The sequence below is a fragment of the Microbulbifer sp. ARAS458-1 genome (genome assembly GCF_045348205.1).
Lineage (GTDB): Bacteria > Pseudomonadota > Gammaproteobacteria > Pseudomonadales > Cellvibrionaceae > Microbulbifer.
Window position 1 is genome coordinate 2773475 of the sequence record NZ_CP155838.1, and the last position, 18680, is coordinate 2792154.

Consider the following 18680-nt stretch of genomic DNA (forward strand, 5'->3'; position numbering starts at 1 on the left):
ATTTCCGATGGATAGTCTCAGCGCTCGCATTCTTTTTGCTTCATTAAATACGAGCAACCTCTGACAATAACAAGTGAGACGAAAAATGAGATCAGACATACCCCGGCACACCGCAAAATCACTTCGCGCCCTTCTTACAGGGTTATGCGCTACAGTGCTCTGCGCCAGTGCCAGCGCAACGATCTTTCAGGCAGAAGATTACGATGCGTTTTACGACACTACCCCTGGTAATACCGGTGGTGCCTATCGCACCGATGATGTCGATATCGAAGTAACCACGGATTCCGGTGGCGGCTACAATGTAGGCTGGATCGTTGCTGGCGAATGGCTCGCCTACAACAACCTGAACATCCCGAGCAGCGGAAATTACACCGTGCGTTTCCGGGTCGCCAGCGAGACGGGCGGGACTTTGTCAAACGATTTAAATGGCGGCGCAACCGTACTTGGAAGTCTGGACATACCCAATACCGGGGGCTGGCAGAACTGGCAGACCATTTCTCATAATGTCTACATAGAGGCAGGCACCTACAGCCTCGGAGTTTACGCGGTCACCGGAGACTGGAACCTCAACTGGATCGAAGTAGTCGCCGACAACCCCGACAATGGCGTAGCCAGGGTTCATGAACACTGCAATTTTAACGGGTGGTCCACAGAGCTCGGGGTTGGGAGTTACAACCTGGCCAGCCTGCAAGCTCTCGGCTTTGTAAATGATAAAGCGTCATCCATTCAGGTCTCATCTGGCTATCAGGCAACCCTATACGAGCACGATAACTTTACCGGTGCGTCGGTTACCATTTCCGGTGACGATGAGTGCCTCGACAACGAAGGCTTCAACGATAATGTGACATCAATCGTGGTGAGCCCGGCGGCAGGGAACGGGCTGGTTTGGGCGGACGAGTTTGATTCCATCAACGGCGCACACTGGACATTTGAAACCGGTGGCGGCGGCTGGGGTAATAGCGAATTACAGTATTACACCGCGGGCCAGAACGCATCGATTCAGTACGACGGCCAAGCAGGTAGTAACGTACTGGTTATCGAGGCGCGCAAAGAAGGCGGGCACAACTGCTGGTACGGCGCCTGTCAATACACGTCGACCCGTATGATCACAGCCGGCAAAAAAGAATTTCAGTACGGCCGCATTGAAGCCCGTATCAAATTGCCGCAGACCCAGGGTATATGGCCGGCATTCTGGATGCTCGGCGGAAATATACGGACCGGTACTCCCTGGCCCAACTCGGGGGAAATTGACATCATGGAGCATGTGGGCTTTGAGCCGACCCTTACCCATGGTGCTTTGCACGGCCCCGGTTATTCCGGTAATACGCCGATTATGGGAACCTATAACGTGGGCCATACCGTGGACGCGGGATATCATGTCTACGCGGTAGAATGGAACAGCAACGGTATCAGCTGGTATGTCGACGGCAATAATTTCTACAGCGTGTCACGCACCCAAGTGGAGCAGTATGGCCCCTGGGTATATGACCACCCCTTTTTCATTCTGCTAAACGTCGCGGTTGGAGGTACATGGCCAGGCAGCCCTGACGGCAGTAGCCAGTTCCCACAGCGGATGTATGTCGATTATGTTCGCGTCTACCAATAAGCGAAGCGGATAAGTATTGTTCGAGCAAACGAAAAAACGCGGCTGATGCCGCGTTTTTTAATTCCGGAAAAGCAGGCTCAATAATATGCCTGAGACTTGTCGGTATGGTCGGTAATGTCTTTAACACCGGCCAATTCCGGTACTTTTTCTTTCAGGGTTTTCTCAACGCCCTCTTTCAGGGTCATATCCACCATACCGCAACCCTGGCAGCCGCCACCGAACTTCAATACCGCGTACATATCTTCGGTCACTTCTACGAGACTGACCTGCCCACCGTGAGATGCCAACCCCGGGTTTACATCGCTGTAAAGCACGTAGTTAATCCGATCCTCAATGGGACTGTCGTCGGTGACCTTGGGCATGCGGGAATTGGGTGCCCGAATGGTAAGCTGCCCACCCATCTTGTCCGCAGAGTAGTCGACCCGGGCCTCATCTAGATACGGGATACTCCGGCCCTCGAAGAAGGCCTTAAACCCGTCCAGCTGCATTTCCAGATCGCCCTCTTTCTCCTCACCGGGACGGCTGTAGGCGATGCAGGTTTCCGCATTCGGTGTACCCGGGTTGGATACGAACATACGGATCGCAATACCCTCACAATCCTGCTTGGCCAGCAGGTCACGGAGATATTCCTGGGCTGACTCGGTAATGGTGACGTTCAATTCTGTCGACTGTTCTGACATAGACCTTCTCAAATTACCAGGCTCAAATAACTGAGCGTTTATGTCGGGTATTCTACGCCCATGCGCGGTCAATTTAAACCAGCCAACCCATTCGTCGTCGAACGCCTACTTCTGCACGTTCGACAGAGTACCGAGCAGCGCCCTGGCGGCCGCTTCTGAAGAGGCCGGGTTCTGCCCGGTCACCAGCAGCCCGTCGGAAATAACGAACTCAGCCCAATCGTCCCCTTTCGCATACTCGCCCCCATGGCCTTTGAGCATGTCCTCTACCAGGAACGGCACGACGTCGGTGAGACCCACGCCCTCTTCCTCACTGTTGCTGAAACCCGTAACCCTTTTACCTTTCACCAGGGGTTCGCCATCCTCGTCGACGGTGCTTTTAAATACCGCCGGTGCGTGGCAGACGGCTCCGATCGGCCGGTTGGCCCGATAAAACCCATGAATCAGTGCAATGGAACGCTGATCTTCCGCCAGGTCCCACAGAGGACCGTGCCCACCGGGGTAGAACAGCGCATCAAACCCCTCAGCATCCACCGTATCCAGAGGCTCGGTATTCGCCAGTGCCTGTTGTGCGAGGGGATCGTCGCGAAAACGTCTGGTCGCCGCAGTTTGAGCATCATCCGCGTCACTTTTGGGATCCAACGGCGGCTGGCCACCTTTCGGAGAAGCCAGTGTGACCTCAGCACCGGCGTCTACAAACACGTAGTATGGTGCCGCAAATTCCTCCAACCAAAAGCCGGTTTTCTCCCCGGTATCTCCAAGCTGATCGTGTGAAGTCAGTACCATCAGGATTTTCATAAGATCTCCTCGTGCCAGTGCGCGTTTTCATTGGTTCAGAAATTGTAACGATAGGCTCCTGTATGGAGGTTGGTTACCCCGGCTTCTACCCTTGTCGCAGGGCCGCAGTAGAACATTTGGTTACAAGGTTATGCAGAACGGTTCTGCAATGCTTTTGAAGGCCTGAAACGGCGCTGGATTGTGCTAAGATTGCCGCCCTTTTTTGATCCCCGGTATTAAGGAAAACACCATGTCGGAGAACCGGTCTCAGCAGTCCCGTGACCAACGTCTGCAACAGCTCTACAAAGCGCTTAGCGAGCGCATTGTGATCCTGGACGGCGGTATGGGGACCATGATTCAGCAGGAGAAGCTGGCAGAGGCAGACTACCGGGGTGAGCGTTTTGCTGACTACCCTTCGGATCTGAAGGGTAATAATGACCTGTTGGTCCTGACTCAACCGGACCTGATCGAACGCCTGCACCAGGAATATCTCGAGGCAGGAGCCGATATTATTGAGACCAACACCTTCAATGCGACCCGACTGTCCCAGTCAGATTACGATCTGGAAGACCTGGTGCCAGAGCTGAACCGGGTTGCAGCAGAGGTGGCCCGCCGTGCGGCTGACGCCCTTTCTACACCTGAGAGGCCGCGTTTTGTGGCCGGGGTTCTGGGCCCAACCTCCCGCACCGCAAGTATCTCCCCGGACGTGAATGACCCTGGCGCGCGCAACGTGACCTTCAACGAACTGGTGGACAATTATATAGAGTCCACCAATGCGCTGATCGACGGCGGCTCTGACCTGATCCTGATCGAAACCATCTTCGATACCCTGAATGCCAAAGCCGCCATCTACGCGGTACAGGAAGTATTTGACCAGCGCGGTTTTGAGCTGCCGATCATGATCTCCGGCACCATTACCGATGCCTCCGGACGCACCTTGTCCGGCCAGACCACCGAGGCCTTCTACTACTCGATCGCCCACTCCAAACCGCTCTCTGTCGGTCTGAACTGCGCCCTCGGCGCCACCGAATTGCGTCCCTATGTAGAAGCGCTCTCCGGCGTCTGTGCAGGATACGTATCCGCCCACCCCAATGCGGGCCTGCCGAACGAGTTCGGCGAGTATGACGAGACTCCGGAACAGACCGCGGCGATCGTGAAAGAGTTCGCAGAGGCCGGCTTCCTGAATATTCTCGGCGGTTGCTGCGGCACCACACCCGACCATATTCGCGCGATTGCCAATGCCGTCGCCGATCTGCCACCGCGCAAGTTGCCCGAGATCAAACCGGCTCTGCGGCTGTCCGGCCTCGAGCCCTATGTGGCCGACGAAAACGCCCTGTTCGTAAACGTGGGCGAGCGCTGTAACGTCACCGGTTCCGCGCGCTTCAAGCGCCTGATCATGGAAGAGGATTACGATACCGCCCTGCAGATCGCCGCCACCCAGGTGGAAGACGGGGCCCAGGTCATCGACTTCAACATGGACGAGGCGATGCTGGATTCCGTCGCCGCCATGCGCCGCTTCCTCAACCTGTGCGCCACCGAACCGGATATCGCCAAGGTGCCATTTATGGTGGACTCGTCCAAATGGGAGGTGATTGAAGCGGGCCTGCAGTGCATCCAGGGCAAGCCCATTGTCAACTCCATCAGCCTGAAGGAAGGCGAAGAGGAATTTGTCGAGAAGGCCCGCTTATGCCTGCGCTACGGCGCCGCCGTGGTGGTAATGGCCTTCGATGAAACCGGCCAGGCGGACACCTTCGAGCGCAAGATCGAAATCTGTAAGCGCAGTTACGACGTACTGGTGGACAAGGTCGGCTTCAACCCGACGGATATTATTTTCGACCCGAATATCTTCGCGGTTGCCACGGGTATCGAAGAGCACAACAACTACGCGGTGGACTTTATCGAAGCCACCCGCTGGATTCGCCAGAACCTGCCCGGCGCCAATGTATCCGGTGGCGTCTCCAACGTGTCATTCTCGTTTCGCGGTAACAACCCGGTGCGCGAAGCCATCCACTCCGTATTCCTGTATTACGCGGTAAAAGCCGGCATGAATATGGGCATCGTCAACGCGGGCATGCTGGAAGTCTACAGCGACCTGCCGGACGAGCTGCGGGACAAGGTGGAGGATGTGATCCTCAATCGCAACGATGAAGCCACCGAAGCCCTGCTGGATATCGCGGAAAAATACCGCGGCGATGGCAGCACTGCCGAACGCAAGGAAGATCTGGCCTGGCGCCAGTGGCCGGTGAATAAACGCCTGGAACACGCGCTGGTAAAAGGCATAAACAATTTCATCGAAGAAGATACCGAGGAGGCCCGCGCAGCCTCCGCGCGTCCGCTGGACGTGATCGAAGGGCCGCTGATGGACGGCATGAACGTGGTCGGCGACCTGTTCGGCGAGGGCAAAATGTTCCTGCCGCAGGTGGTGAAGTCTGCGCGCGTCATGAAGCAGGCAGTAGCCTATCTGCAACCGTATATCGAAGCCGAAAAAACCGCAGACAGTAAACCTAATGGCCGCATCCTGATGGCCACGGTAAAAGGCGACGTGCACGATATCGGCAAAAATATTGTGGGTGTGGTGCTGGCCTGTAATAACTTCGAGGTGATCGATCTCGGTGTCATGGTGCCAGCAGAAACCATTCTTCAGACCGCCAGGGAAAAGAACTGCGACATTATCGGCCTGTCCGGCCTAATCACGCCTTCGCTCGATGAAATGGTGCACGTGGCTGCGGAAATGGAACGGCAGGGTTTTGATATCCCCCTGCTGATCGGCGGCGCCACCACCTCCAAGGCACACACCGCAGTGAAGATCGACCCGCAATTCAAGCGCAACCAGGTGGTCTATGTGGCAGATGCCTCCCGTGCGGTGGGTGTCGCCAGCAACCTGCTGTCCGACGAGCTGCGTCCCGGCTTTATCAAAGGCGTGCAGGATGAGTACGTAAAAGTGCGCGAGCGCACCGCCAACCGCAAACGCAATGATCCGCGCCTGTCTTACCCCGACGCCTTGAAGGCGGGCCCGCAGTTCGACTGGGCAAACTACAAACCGGTCGTTCCGAACAAGCCCGGTCTTACCGTACTGGACGATTTTCCGCTGGAAAAACTGGTCGACACCATCGACTGGACCCCCTTCTTCATCGCCTGGGATCTCGCCGGTAAATACCCGGCGATCCTGAACGATGAAGTGGTCGGCGAGGCCGCAACGGATCTGTTCAAAAATGCGCAGACCATGCTCGCCGATATCATCGACAATAAGCGCCTGAAAGCCCGCGCGGTGTTTGGCCTGTGGCCGGCCAATGCGGACGGTGACGACATCGTGGTCTACACCGATGAAAGCCGTACCACCGAGCGCGCCCGTCTGCACCAGATGCGCCAGCAGGTACAGAAACGCGGTGGCGATGGCCTGTGTCGCTCGCTGGCCGACTTTATCGCCCCCGTCGGTAGTGGTGTCGAAGATTATGTAGGCGGCTTTGCGGTAACCACCGGCATTGGCGCCGACGAACTGGCCGCGGAGTACGAGGCCAAACACGATGACTACAGCGCGATTATGGTCAAGGCACTGGCGGATCGACTGGCGGAATCCCTTGCCGAATACCTGCACCGGGAAGTCCGCAAAAACTACTGGGGCTACCAGCCGGATGAAACCCTTAGCAACGAACAGCTGATCAAGGAAGCCTACAGCGGTATTCGCCCTGCACCTGGCTATCCGGCCTGCCCCGACCACACGGAAAAAGCCACCCTGTTCGACCTGCTAAATGCGGAAGAAAACGCCGGGATTGAACTGACTTCCAGCTACGCCATGATGCCCGCCGCTGCCGTCAGCGGCTGGTACTTTGCACATCCGGAGTCAAAGTATTTTAATGTGGGCAAGATTTCTCGTGACCAGCTGGAAAGCCTGGCTGAACGCAAGGGAATGGGTGTTGATGAACTGGAACGCTGGCTGCGGCCTAACCTGGAAGACTGATTTTGTGGTTTAGTGGTGGATGCGCTTTGCTTATCCACCCTAAGGTTGGGTGGGAACTTCATGTAGGGTGGATAAGCGCAGCGCATCCACCAACAACCGCGGAGTTGAGGCGAAAGGAAATGAAAGAAGACAACAAACAATCCAAGCCGTCTTTCGGCCAGATCGCGCTGAGCATCCTGGCCGCCGCCATCGGCGTTCAGTCGAATAGAAACCGGGAAAGGGATTTCAAAGGCGGGAGCTTCAAGGCCTATATCGCGGCGGGGATTATTTTCACCACACTGTTTGTCTTGACCCTGGTGCTGGTAGTGAAAACTGTTCTCAGCAATATGGGCTGAACAGACCGCACCAACTCATGGGGCTGAAAGAGTGGAATCAGGCAAACGAGCCCTTCTCCGGCGGCGCCCCGCCGGAAAAAAGAATCATTCGCAAGTTAAGCCTCGACCCATTGAATGCTTCCGCACAATACCTGAATGGGCCTAGGCTAAGTATTCAGTGTCGTCGGGTCTAGCCCTGCGAGGCAACCCAGTAAACACAGGTCGCGACGAAGATGGCCACCAGTGCCACCGCCGCAATGGCGTCTACAACGTTATCGCTATCGTCGGATACAACTACTACATCTCTTACCGCTTGATCGTTCATCGGAATACTCCGTCTCTCAAGAAATCATTATTGTTTTAAAGGTAGCAGCACCGCGTAAAAGTGCGGTTTCTCAAGTAGATCAAATCCCCACGAGGGGTGCAACCGCGCACTAATTCGCCAGTTATAGACGGACAAACCACTTATAACTGCCGGTTACTAAGGTAGCGAAAAAAATTGTTATTTTTTGTATAAGGCGGCTGGTATGTTATGCGCCACTCAGGGTCATAGGTAGGCTCCAGAAGACCCTCTGGGCGCTGTAAGACCAGCGCAAAAATGCAATGGAATCAAGCTCTTATGTATCGATACGACGAACAGGACCACAAGCTGATCCGGGAACGGGTGGCCCAGTTTCGCGGCCAGACAGAACGCTATCTCGCCGGCGAACTGAGCGAAGAAGAATTTTTGCCTCTGCGACTGCAGAATGGCCTCTATGTGCAGCGCCTTGCGCCCATGTTGCGCATCGCGGTGCCCTACGGGCTGATGAACAGCGCTCAGGTTCGTCGACTGGCGCACATTACCCGCAAGTATGATAAGGGCTATGCGCACTTCACGACCCGCCAGAACGTCCAGCTCAACTGGCCGAATCTGGAAGATGTACCCGATATTCTCGCGGAACTCGCGGAAGTGGAAATGCACGCAGTGCAGACCAGTGGTAACTGCATCCGCAACACCACCACCGACCAGTTTGCCGGCGTAGCCCGCGATGAACTGATCGACCCCCGCCCCTATTGCGAACTCATTCGCCAGTGGTCCACCTTTCACCCGGAATTCGCTTTCCTGCCACGCAAGTTCAAGATTGCGGTGTGCGGCGCGGAACAGGACCGTGCGGCCATTCGCGCCCACGATATCGGTGTGCAGATCGTCAAGAACGACCAGGGCGAAACCGGGTTCCAGGTATTTGTGGGTGGCGGCCTGGGCCGTACCCCGATCATCGGCGTTGCCATTCGCGACTTCCTGCCTGAGACGCACCTGCTCTCCTATCTGGAAGCCATCGTCCGCGTGTACAACCAGCTGGGCCGCCGCGACAACAAGTTCAAGGCTCGCATCAAGATTCTGGTGAAAGCCATGGGCGCAGAAGAGTTTGCGCGGCGCGTTGAAGCGGAGTGGGAACAGATCAAAGACGGTGCCGAAGAGCTGACCCCAGAAGCCATCGAGTGGTCCAAGCGTTTCTTCCCGGAGCCCGCGTATAAGACGTTCAGCGAAGGGCACGGTGAAGCGGTTCTGCGAGACCAGTCCGGTGAGGACAAGGCTTTCGCGCGCTGGCTGGAGCGCAACACCTTCCCCCACCGCGTCAACGGCTACCAGGCCGTCACGCTGAGCACCAAACCTACCGGTATTCCACCGGGTGACGTTACCGATCGCCAGCTGGAAGCCATCGCCGATCTCGCCGACAAATACAGCTTCGGCGAAGTGCGCGTCACCCACGAACAAAATGTGGTTCTGGCAGACGTGGAGCAGGAACAGCTGTTCGAGCTGTGGCAGGAAGCCCGCAAGCACGGCTTCGCGACACCGAACATCGGCACCCTCACGGATATGATCTGCTGCCCGGGCGGTGACTACTGCTCCCTGGCCAATGCCAAATCCATTCCGGTTGCGGAAGCCATCCAGCGCAAGTTTGACGACCTGGATTACCTCTACGACCTGGGCGACCTGGACCTGAATATCTCGGGTTGCATGAATGCCTGTGGCCATCACCATATTGGTCATATCGGCATTCTCGGCGTCGACAAGAAAGGCGAAGAGTTCTACCAGGTTCAGCTGGGCGGCAACTCCAACGAGAAAGCCAGCCTGGGCAAGGTTCTGGGGCCAAGCTTCTCCCGCGAAGAAATGCCGGAAACCATCGGTAAGATTCTGGATGTGTTCGTAGAGAACCGTCAACCGGAAGAATTCTTTATCGACACCTACAACCGCATCGGGCTGCAGCCATTTAAGGAGCGCGTATATGCCAAAGCCAGCTAACCTCTCCGCGAAAAAGCCTGTAGGCGCGCAACCGGAAAACCCGGCGCAACTGATTGTTGACGGTGCGGTTGTCGAAAACGAATGGAATCTGTTGCCGCTGGGCGGCGATGAAAAGATCAGCGCGAGCAACCTGGCACCAGGCAAGGTAATTCTGCCCTTGAGTGTGTGGTTGGAATTGCGAGAAGACCTGCAGGGCCGCAAAGCAGAGATCGGCGTGTGGCTGGACAGCGATGAAACCGCGGACCTGATTGGCGACTACGCCAGCGAACTGCCGCTGATCGCCGCTCACTTCCCCGCGTTCACCGATGGCCGTGCATTCACCGCCGGCCGCCTGTTGCGCCAGCGCTATGGTTTTACCGGCGAACTGCGTGCGGTGGGTAATTTTATCCGCGACCAGCTGACTTACCTGACCCGCTGTGGCTTCAACAGCTTTGCTTTCCAGGGCGAACAGCCTCTGGCAGGACTGTTGGAATCCATGCAGGATTTCACGGACAGCTACCAGTCAGCGGTGGATCAGCCCCTGCCGATTCATCGCCGTCGCGCACTCGCATAACTTACCTTGCGTAAGTAAGTAGTAGCGAGCCTCTATAACAGCCCGACAGTCTCACTGCCGGGCTGTTTTTGTCTCCGGTCGCCAGATTCTGACGCTTTCACCAGTTGTGAAGCCAACCACTGCAACCCTTCCCTGCCCTGCAGAATGTTTCCTGTCATCGGTAATGCCAGGCTGGGCAACCCGCCTAACTGTTCCGTTATCTGACGCAGTACCCGCTGCTGGCACTCCCAGCCCCCCCGCAAAAAGGGAATCTCTGCGGCCTCTTCCGGTAGTAACCGGTTCAGCAAAAGACCGGCAACCGGAATCCCGCTGCCCTTGAGCGCTAACACCGCTCGCCGGGTTTCGTTCAACGGAAGCATTTCTGCAGTCATGACAAATACAAAGGCGCTGAGTTGCGGGTCTTTGAGCGTATTCGCGGATTCACGAAAACGTGTCTGACGCTCCAGAAGCGGCGCCAGTTGCGCGCTCACGGTCTGATTCGGCGTCTCTGCAGGCCCGGCAAACTTCCCGAGCACATCCCGAAAACGCCCAGCGCGCTCTTTCTGCGCAACTAGCCCCTCTGTCCATGCCGACATAACCACGGGCAGGGAAAGCAGCCGCAGGGTATGGCCGGTAGGTGCCGTATCGAAGATCATCAAATCAAATTCATCGCGGTTCTGAATCAACCGCGTGATTTCATCCAGAAGCGCCGCTTCTTCCGCTCCGGGAGAGTGGCGGGTAAGGTGCAACTGTTTCTCCAGCTGTCCACGCAAAGCCATGGCCACATGCGGGAGCATCTGCTGCCGCACGGATTCGAGATACCTTTCCAGCGCGAACTCCGGATTAATCTCCAGCGCATTCAGGTTTCCGGCGCTCCAGGGAATCTCGCATCCGGCAGAGCCGATTTTACACCCAAACAGGTCACCGAGATTGTGCGCGGGATCGGTGGATACCAGCAACGTCTTCAGCCCGCGACCGGCGGCGATCGTCGCCAGAGTGGCTGCCATCGTACTTTTGCCAACCCCGCCTTTGCCGCCCACCATGATCAGTTTGCGGCGCAACAATTGTTCCAGGTCGATAGATAATGTCATGGGGTTATGGGCTCTTCGGTTAGCAGCAACGCATTTCATCCAATGGCGAACGCTCCATCCCCATACGCCGGTGCCACTGATGAAATCGCTCCAGCATTTGCGGCTGCAATTCCAGGGTGTAAAAACTGACGGGATTGGGAATACCCAGGGACTCGGCGTAGATCAGCAGCATAAACAGATCTTCCTCATCCCGCGCCGCCCGCGCCAGCGCACTGCGATAAGGCGCGTTGTAATAGGCATCCAGCTGAGCGCTGATACGACGGAACACCAGCTTCAGGTTTCTCGGCAGCCCAGACGTGTTTTCGCCATCCACGGTTACACCCTCCTCAGCAGTTTTCGACCAGTTTCAGATTAGTGCGCGTGTATCACAGCTCTTCGCCACCAATTTCTGAAGCCGGCTTTTTAAAGGCCGAAACACATTCCAATGTCACAAGCATTGCAGCGACGAGGACCACAAGGTCCAGGCTCAGCAGGAACCAGTCATTTTTCTGGTAAAACTCATTTAGCTGAATCAGCAGTGCGGCCAGCGTCATCAGCAACAGGAAGACCAGTGGAACCAGAGTGACCCAAACCGGGCGATTCAAACGCACCAGCATCACCGAAATCACCAGCAGAGTGAGTCCCGCCAGCAACTGATTGGTGGTGCCGAACAACGGCCAAATCAGGAGCCCTCCTGAGCCGTCCGCGCCACCTGCACCGAATGCCAACAACACGCAGCAGGCCACCGCCATCATCGTGGCCGGCAAAGGCTTCCCGAGCCAGCGAATGCCGTAAATCTCACCAAACTCCTGGAAGATATAGCGCTGCAGGCGCAAGCCGGTATCCATGGTGGTGCCGGCAAACAGCGCCGCCATCACCGTCAGCATGGTGCCGGAAACCGCCGCATCAATACCCACCCCCTGATTGAGAATGGCCGCGCCGCCATCCACAAAGGCCTGCACGCCACCCTGGCCAAAGGCACTGTATACGGCCTGCCAATCGCCCAGCGACGCAAACCCCGCACAGGCTGCAATAATCGCTGCCAGCGCCAACGCGCCCTCGCCGATCGCCCCGAAGTACCCCACAAAGCGCGCATCGGTTTCTTTATTCAATTGCTTGGACGTGGTGCCGGAAGCCACCAGTCCGTGAAATCCGGAGATGGCACCGCAGGCAATCGTTACGAACAACAATGGTATCAACGGTGGCGCGCCCTCCGGCACCTGGTGATTGATCATCGGTGCCACCAGCTCCGGGCTCGCAATAAGCACCGCGGAATACAGCAGGATCAACCCGACAAACAGCTGTAGACCATTGATGTAATCCCGGGGTTGCAGCAGCACCCATACCGGCAACAGAGAGGCGACCGCGGCGTAGGCAAACAGAATCAGAATCCACGCGGCTTTGCTGGATAGACCCACCACCGTTTCCGGCAAAGAAACCGGCACCGAAGGGCCGACATAAATCAGCGCGTACAGGGCTATCACCCCGAACAGGGATACCAGTGCGAGATTGAATTTGAACCGGTAAATCAGCTGGCCAATGACCAGCGCTACCGCGATTGCCCCCCAGATTGGCACTACCGAGCCCGGGTTGTTGATTAACAGCCCGGCGATCACCACCCCGAACACGGCGTTGACCATCAGCAGTACCAAGAAAATCACGATCATAAAGATGCTGCGTGCACGCTTGCCGACCACGTGCCCGGTCAGGGAACCTACCGACAACGCCCGATTGCGCACGCTGGCCCAGATAGCACCGCTGTCGTGCACCCCGGCAAAGAAGATGGTGCCGAAGACGACCCACAGAAACGCGGGCAGCCAACCCCAGATAACGGCAATTGCCGGACCCACAATCGGCGCGGCACCGGCAACTGAGGTGAAATGATGCCCCCACAGTACAAACTTGTTGGTGGGCACATAGTCCACACCGTCCTCGAATTCGTGCGCCGGGGTAATGAAGTCAGGGTCGAACCGGTAAATGCGCTCGGCAATAAAGCGCGAATAGAAAAAATAGCCCGCAGCCATGCCACCCAGGCCGAGTACCATCAGCAATATCGCGCTCATGCACAGTTTCCTTATTTTGTGCTGTTAGCTTTATTGCTGTGATACTAGCGCAGTCGTCTAAACCTACACGGCCTGTGGCGCAACGCTCTTTATATTGGCGCAAATAGGCACACGTCGACCGGCGTACCTCGATAGAAAGGCGCCCCTCGAAGCAGCGATCAAACGAGCCGCGTCAGATAACCCCCTGTGCGCGCAGATCTTCTATCGCACCCGGCGACAGGCCCAGCTCGGCTTCCAGTACAACCTGCGTGTGCTCGCCAAGGGTCGGCGGCGCCTGCTGGTATTGCAGCGGTGATGCAGAGAACTCCAGGGGGTTGCGCACCGTGCGCACCCTGCCGGCCTGCGGATGCGGCTGCTCAACCACCATACCCCGCGCCATTACCTGCGGATCCGCAAATACCTGCTGCAGGTTATTGATGGGCCCGCAGGGCACGTGGGCGGCACTCAACTGTTCCAGCCACCAGGCTGCGGGTTTGCTGGCGGTAGCGGATTCGATCAGGGGTACCAGCGTGTCGCGGGCTTTCACCCTGTCGCGATTGGTGGCATAAGCCGGATTTGCGGCGAGCTCATCCAGCCCCGCAATCTGACAGAACTTCTGGAACTGGCTGTCGTTGCCTACCGCCAGCATAAAATAACCGTCGCTCGCGGGTACCGCCTGGTAGGGAACGATGTTCGGGTGCGCGGTGCCCTGGCGCTCCGGGCTGACGCCGGATGTCAGATAGTTTTGTGCCTGATTGGCAAGCCACGCCACCTGTGTATCGAGCAGCGCCAGATCGATGTGCTGCCCCTCGCCGGTCTGATCCCGGTGAATCACCGCGGCCAAAACGCCTGAGACCGCGTACATCCCGGTCATCAAATCCGCCACCGCGACCCCCACCTTCTGCGGCCCGGCACCCGGTTGCCCCTCGGGCACACCGGTAATACTCATCAGACCACCCATCCCCTGGATCATGGCATCGTAACCGGCGCGCTTGGCGTAGGGACCGGTCTGTCCAAAGCCGGTGATCGAGCAGTAGATAATGCGCGGATTGATCTGGCGGATGGCGTCGTAATCGAGACCGTATTTCGCCAACCCGCCTACCTTGTAATTCTCCAGCAGGATGTCGCACCGCTGCGCCAGTTCCCTGATCAGCTTCTGGCCGGTGGCCTGGGTAATATCCACGGTAATGGACTTTTTGCCGCGGTTTGCGCTGAGATAGTACGCGGCATCGTCGGTGTCCTGCCCTTCAGAGTCCTTAAGGTAGGGAGGACCCCAGTGCCGGGTATCATCACCCTTGTACGGGCGTTCAACCTTGATGACCTCGGCACCGAAATCCGCCAATACCTGGCTGGCCCAGGGACCGGCGAGAATACGGCTGAGATCAAGGACTTTCAGGTGGGAAAGAGGACCAGACATGGCGATTCCTTGTAGTCATGGACAGCGCCGAAGCGGCCACCGCCCAAAAACGTGATCACAAATTTGGAGCGAAGATTAACAGAACCCTCAGGTGCAGTCGAAACTGATCGGTCTGTAAGTGCATCAGAAGCGGCAATGTCCCTTTCAGACCAACGTTGGGTACCGGGTTCTGGTTAGAATCCGGAATAGCAACTTTCATCCAACATAAAACTTACGCCTACATACAATAAGCAATAAACAGGATAGCGAGATGGCAGAGAACACCATGCAGCAATCGAATGACGGGCAGGAAACTCCGCGCTTCAATTCATTCCGCGAGTTCTACCCGTTTTACCTGAATGAACACAGCAACCTGACCTGTCGCAGACTGCACTTTGTCGGTACTACGCTGGTGATTGGACTGGTGATTGCCGCTGTTGCCACGCAAAACTGGCCACTGCTGTACGCAGTGCCACTGGCCGGATACGGATTCGCCTGGGTTGGCCACTTCTTTTTCGAACACAACCGCCCTGCCACGTTTAAAAATCCGTTTTACTCCCTGTGGGGCGACTTTGTAATGTTCAAGGACATGCTGATCGGAAAGATCGAGCGCTAGTGGTTCATGCGGGAAGTTCGGTAACTAAGGAGCACAGCCAAAGCGTTCAGATCAAGGCGAGAAAGCGCAGGAATAGTGGTTCTATTTCAAGCTTTCTCAACGTAGAGCTGGACGCATTGGCGAAGCGAACAGTTACACAACTTTCCGCATGGACCACTAGTCGGCCAGCCCATATTTGCGCAATTTGTTGGCGACAGCGGTATGGGAGATGCCCAGCCGCCGAGCCAGCGCGCGGCTGGAGCGCAGCCTTTTGGGCTGGCTTTGCAGTAACTCCTCCAGAACCCCCCGCTCGACTTTTTCCATCTGCTCCGCCAGTGTCAATCCGCGCCCCCAGGCGCTCCAAGACTCCTGCACTGGACCCGAACCCTGTTCCGCTACCGCCGAAAAGTCGTCAATGGATAAATACGCCCCACCGCGGGCACGCAAATGTGCAATTGCCGCCCTGAGCTGCTCCTCCAGCCCAATGAAATTTGTCGGCCAGTCCATTAATTTCAACTGATCTGAAATCGTGTCGGGTTCGCCGCCTTGCCACGCCGTGCCAAGGGTTTCTGAAGCACTGCGAGAGATTTGATCGACCATCAGGGCACAAAAGCGCGCGATTGCAGGGCGCATAGCGCGCAGTGGCGGTAATTGAATGCAGCAGCCTGAAAACAATTGCTGCACTGCCGGCGCGAGTCCGCCGAGCTGCGTGGCGGTCAGAATCAGTCGCGGCCTGAAATGGCGCTGCAGAACCATTTCCGCCAGGTGCCTCTGAACCTCAACCGGCACGGTATTCAGGTCATCCAACAACACCACGGTTTCAGCAGAGAGGTCGGCAAGGTATTCAATACGTTGCCGGTTCAGTTCTTCACCACAGCAGCGATATACCCTGCCGCGCTCCACCAGCGGGCTCAGGTAATAGGCCGCATTCAGAAAAGTGGTTTTGCCACTTCCCCGTTCACCCAAAATCAGCAGCGGCGCACTCAGTGGCGCAAGCTGCTGCAATTGCAGACAGCAATGGCGACGCAGATCGAGATCCCAAAGCACCTGGGGCTCCGGTGGCACCTGCGCGGTGGTTTCCCCGGCACTGGCAGCCCGAGGCTGCAAGGTCAGCACAGCCCCCGCCAGCGAAGCAACCGCACCGGGGGCATCGTCCAGCGTGATTGGGGACCAGTCCAGGGTATAGGGGCGACCGCGCACGGCAACGGGGAAACCGTAACGGGGCGCAGTAAGACCTCGCAGCAGCTCTTCCAGTTGTAAACGCGGCAGGAAGCGCTGCAACTGCATGCCCGGTGCCTGCTCCAGGCTCACACCAAACGCCCTGGCTGCCGCAAGGTTGGCCGCAATGATGCGCCCTTCCGGATCGACAGATAGCACCGGATCTGCCACATGCCGCAGCAAGGTATCCAGTTCGAAGTGGCGCCGTTCCGAGGGAATCAGGTCAATCCGGCGCACCTTCCGAACACCGGTAACCCGCTGCAGCGCCTTCTCGATGGACTGAAACTGGGTGATGAGCAGTCCAGGCGCCCACAGGTAGACCTTGTCCCCACTGTCTCCGCCAATTTCACCAGTGCGTACATTTATCCGGAAATCAGCAAATACAGCCATAATTTCCTGCAAAATACCCACTCGATCGCTGCAAGTAATTTCAACTCTCATACCCAGACTGTAAACCTAAATTTACAGAAAGTGTAGCCAGCGGGCGCCCGAGTAGGCCGGTTTTACCTCACCTCCCCTGCCGCACCCCGGCACAGATGTCTAAGAATAGAGAGACGATAAAAACAGATGTGGCGGCATATCCGTGACCGCCCACCGCGGAGATAGTCATGAGCAGCAGCAAAAAGCCCAGTAAGTACGTAGCCCGTGAACCCAATGCCGAAGGCTTTATTGCCTATACGGATCTGGAGCACCAGACCTGGCAACGCCTGATTGAACGGCAACTGAAGGTGGTACCCGGTCGCGCCTGCGATGAATACCTGCACGGCCTGGAGCTACTCAACCTCCCCCAGGACCGCATTCCACAGCTGGAAGAAGTCAGTCGTGTTCTGCGTCGTGAAACCGGCTGGGAAACTGCCCGGGTACCTGCACTGATTGGCTTCGAGACCTTTTTCCGACTCCTGTCGGAACGCAAGTTCCCGGTTGCCACCTTTATCCGCTCCCCAGAAGAATTCGACTACCTGCAAGAGCCGGATATCTTTCATGAGATTTTTGGCCACTGCGCCATGCTCACCAATCCGGCCTTTGCCAACTTTACCCAGAAGTACGGCGAGCTTGGCCTCAACGCATCACCGAAAGAGCGCGCCTATCTGGCCCGCCTCTATTGGTTCACCGTGGAGTTCGGTCTGCTGAACACCAAAGACGGCCTGCGCATCTACGGTGGCGGGATACTGTCGTCGCCCAAGGAAACCCTGTACGCCCTCAGCGAAGAACCGGTGCGCGCCCCGTTCGAGGTGGTGGATACCCTGCGCACGCCTTACCGCATCGACATAGTGCAGCCGATTTACTACGTATTGAGTGATCTGGAAGAGCTCCAGCAGCTCACAGAAATCGATCTGATGGCGCGAGTGCGCGAGGCCATGGCCGCGGGGCTCTTCGAGCCTATGTTCCCGCCCAAAGAAGCGGCGTAAGGGAAACGGCCCTCACAAAACAAAATTCCTACATCTCCCCTGTAGCGTGGCCGGGCATTGCCCGGCTTTTTTGATGGTCATAAGTGGAGGGAAAAATTCCACTACTGATGTGGAAATACTGAGATTATCGTTACGGGCAAGACACGGGGCACAGCAAACGATTCTTCAAAGGCCCGCCAATGTCGGATCTCGCTGTGCCTTTAAAAATTACCGGGGTATTTTGTTGCAAGGGACTGCACGCAGACAGTGAATAATGGAACCGATCCCCGCGTTTTTGGGAGCGCTGTAGCACTATGTCCTCACTCGACGCGATTGATCGACAACTTCTTGCCATTCTTCAATCTGATGTTAGCCTCTCCATCGAAGAGCTGGCCGAGCGCGTGGGCCTTACCAAGACCCCGTGCTGGCGCCGGATACAGAAACTGGAGAAAAGCGGCATCATACGTCGCAAGGTGGCCCTGCTTGATGCCGAAGTCCTCGGCCTGCCGGTCTCGGTTTTCGCCCAGGTGAAAACCAACCAGCACACCGCAGAGTGGGCGGAATCTTTCGCCCGCGCCATGGCCGAATTGCCAGAGGTGGTCGACTGCTACCGTATGGCGGGCGACTACGACTACGTCCTGCGTATTGTTGTCAGCGACGTAGCCGCCTACGACCGCTTCTACAAAAAGCTGATCGGCCATTCCGGGATTTCCGACGTATCCTCCACGTTTGCCATGGAGCAGATCAAGAGCACCACGGAGCTGCCAATACCAACCGGTGAATAGCGCCCGCTCAATGTCTGACTCTGAATAACACCCGCGAG

The 18680-nt window shown here is 56.9% G+C and carries 16 protein-coding genes; 8 read left to right on the top strand and 8 right to left on the bottom strand.

Annotated features, from left to right (window positions below):
• The first annotated feature begins 154 nt into the window (after positions 1 to 154).
• Positions 155 to 1606, top strand: a complete 1452-nt coding sequence (locus tag AAFH99_RS11475) for a family 16 glycosylhydrolase (RefSeq protein WP_369797777.1) — start codon at positions 155 to 157, stop codon at positions 1604 to 1606.
• 77 nt (positions 1607 to 1683) lie between these two features.
• Here AAFH99_RS11475 and nfuA read toward each other — a convergent pair whose 3' ends face one another.
• Entirely contained in the window at positions 1684 to 2286 is a 603-nt protein-coding gene (gene nfuA, locus AAFH99_RS11480) for a Fe-S biogenesis protein NfuA (protein WP_043316059.1), read from the bottom strand.
• Between the two features lie 105 nt (positions 2287 to 2391).
• On the bottom strand, positions 2392 to 3081 hold the full coding sequence (locus AAFH99_RS11485; protein ID WP_043316057.1) for a type 1 glutamine amidotransferase domain-containing protein: 690 nt from the start codon (positions 3079 to 3081) through the stop codon (positions 2392 to 2394).
• 229 nt (positions 3082 to 3310) lie between these two features.
• Here AAFH99_RS11485 and metH point away from each other — a divergent pair, with 229 nt between their 5' ends.
• Complete coding sequence (gene metH / locus AAFH99_RS11490; protein WP_406827797.1) at positions 3311 to 7018, top strand: methionine synthase; 3708 nt, start codon at positions 3311 to 3313, stop codon at positions 7016 to 7018.
• Positions 7019 to 7137: 119 nt separating this feature from the next.
• The gene (locus AAFH99_RS11495) at positions 7138 to 7353 is read left to right on the top strand and encodes a DUF2970 domain-containing protein (protein WP_043316054.1); all 216 of its coding nucleotides are present in this window, start codon (positions 7138 to 7140) and stop codon (positions 7351 to 7353) included.
• A 169-nt stretch (positions 7354 to 7522) separates the two neighbouring features.
• On the opposite strand, the gene AAFH99_RS11500 is transcribed toward AAFH99_RS11495, so the two are convergent.
• A complete protein-coding gene (locus tag AAFH99_RS11500) occupies positions 7523 to 7657 on the bottom strand; it encodes a hypothetical protein (protein WP_255343161.1) in 135 nt (44 codons plus the stop codon).
• Positions 7658 to 7951: 294 nt separating this feature from the next.
• On the opposite strand from AAFH99_RS11500, the gene AAFH99_RS11505 reads away from it, so the two are divergent.
• Together AAFH99_RS11505 and AAFH99_RS11510 are read left to right on the top strand one after the other, a co-directional pair.
• Positions 7952 to 9616, top strand: a complete 1665-nt coding sequence (locus AAFH99_RS11505) for a nitrite/sulfite reductase (protein ID WP_406827798.1) — start codon at positions 7952 to 7954, stop codon at positions 9614 to 9616.
• Positions 9600 to 10169 carry a DUF934 domain-containing protein gene (locus AAFH99_RS11510; RefSeq protein ID WP_406827799.1) on the top strand — a complete coding sequence of 190 codons (570 nt, stop codon included), beginning with the start codon at positions 9600 to 9602 and terminating at the stop codon, positions 10167 to 10169. The genes AAFH99_RS11505 and AAFH99_RS11510 overlap by 17 nt, the downstream gene beginning before the upstream one ends.
• Before the next feature lie 32 nt (positions 10170 to 10201).
• Here the strand turns inward: AAFH99_RS11510 and AAFH99_RS11515 are convergent, their stop codons facing one another.
• The 4 genes from AAFH99_RS11515 to AAFH99_RS11530 form a co-directional block, all read right to left on the bottom strand.
• Positions 10202 to 11239, bottom strand: coding sequence for an ArsA family ATPase (locus AAFH99_RS11515; protein ID WP_051686868.1), 1038 nt, complete (start codon positions 11237 to 11239; stop codon positions 10202 to 10204).
• A gap of 19 nt (positions 11240 to 11258) precedes the next feature.
• Entirely contained in the window at positions 11259 to 11552 is a 294-nt protein-coding gene (locus tag AAFH99_RS11520) for a cory-CC-star protein (protein WP_197023737.1), read from the bottom strand.
• Positions 11553 to 11604: 52 nt separating this feature from the next.
• On the bottom strand, positions 11605 to 13281 hold the full coding sequence (locus tag AAFH99_RS11525) for a carbon starvation protein A (RefSeq protein WP_406827800.1): 1677 nt from the start codon (positions 13279 to 13281) through the stop codon (positions 11605 to 11607).
• A gap of 172 nt (positions 13282 to 13453) precedes the next feature.
• Positions 13454 to 14677 carry a CaiB/BaiF CoA transferase family protein gene (locus AAFH99_RS11530; protein ID WP_406827801.1) on the bottom strand — a complete coding sequence of 408 codons (1224 nt, stop codon included), beginning with the start codon at positions 14675 to 14677 and terminating at the stop codon, positions 13454 to 13456.
• Positions 14678 to 14927: 250 nt separating this feature from the next.
• On the opposite strand from AAFH99_RS11530, the gene AAFH99_RS11535 reads away from it, so the two are divergent.
• A complete protein-coding gene (locus AAFH99_RS11535; protein WP_197023736.1) occupies positions 14928 to 15272 on the top strand; it encodes a DUF962 domain-containing protein in 345 nt (114 codons plus the stop codon).
• A 156-nt stretch (positions 15273 to 15428) separates the two neighbouring features.
• Here AAFH99_RS11535 and AAFH99_RS11540 read toward each other — a convergent pair whose 3' ends face one another.
• Positions 15429 to 16859, bottom strand: a complete 1431-nt coding sequence (locus AAFH99_RS11540; protein WP_406827802.1) for a TyrR/PhhR family helix-turn-helix DNA-binding protein — start codon at positions 16857 to 16859, stop codon at positions 15429 to 15431.
• A 218-nt stretch (positions 16860 to 17077) separates the two neighbouring features.
• On the opposite strand from AAFH99_RS11540, the gene phhA reads away from it, so the two are divergent.
• Positions 17078 to 17878, top strand: coding sequence for a phenylalanine 4-monooxygenase (gene phhA, locus AAFH99_RS11545; RefSeq protein WP_406827803.1), 801 nt, complete (start codon positions 17078 to 17080; stop codon positions 17876 to 17878).
• 293 nt (positions 17879 to 18171) lie between these two features.
• A complete protein-coding gene (locus tag AAFH99_RS11550) occupies positions 18172 to 18642 on the top strand; it encodes an Lrp/AsnC family transcriptional regulator (RefSeq protein WP_406827804.1) in 471 nt (156 codons plus the stop codon).
• The last annotated feature ends 38 nt before the right edge of the window (positions 18643 to 18680 follow it).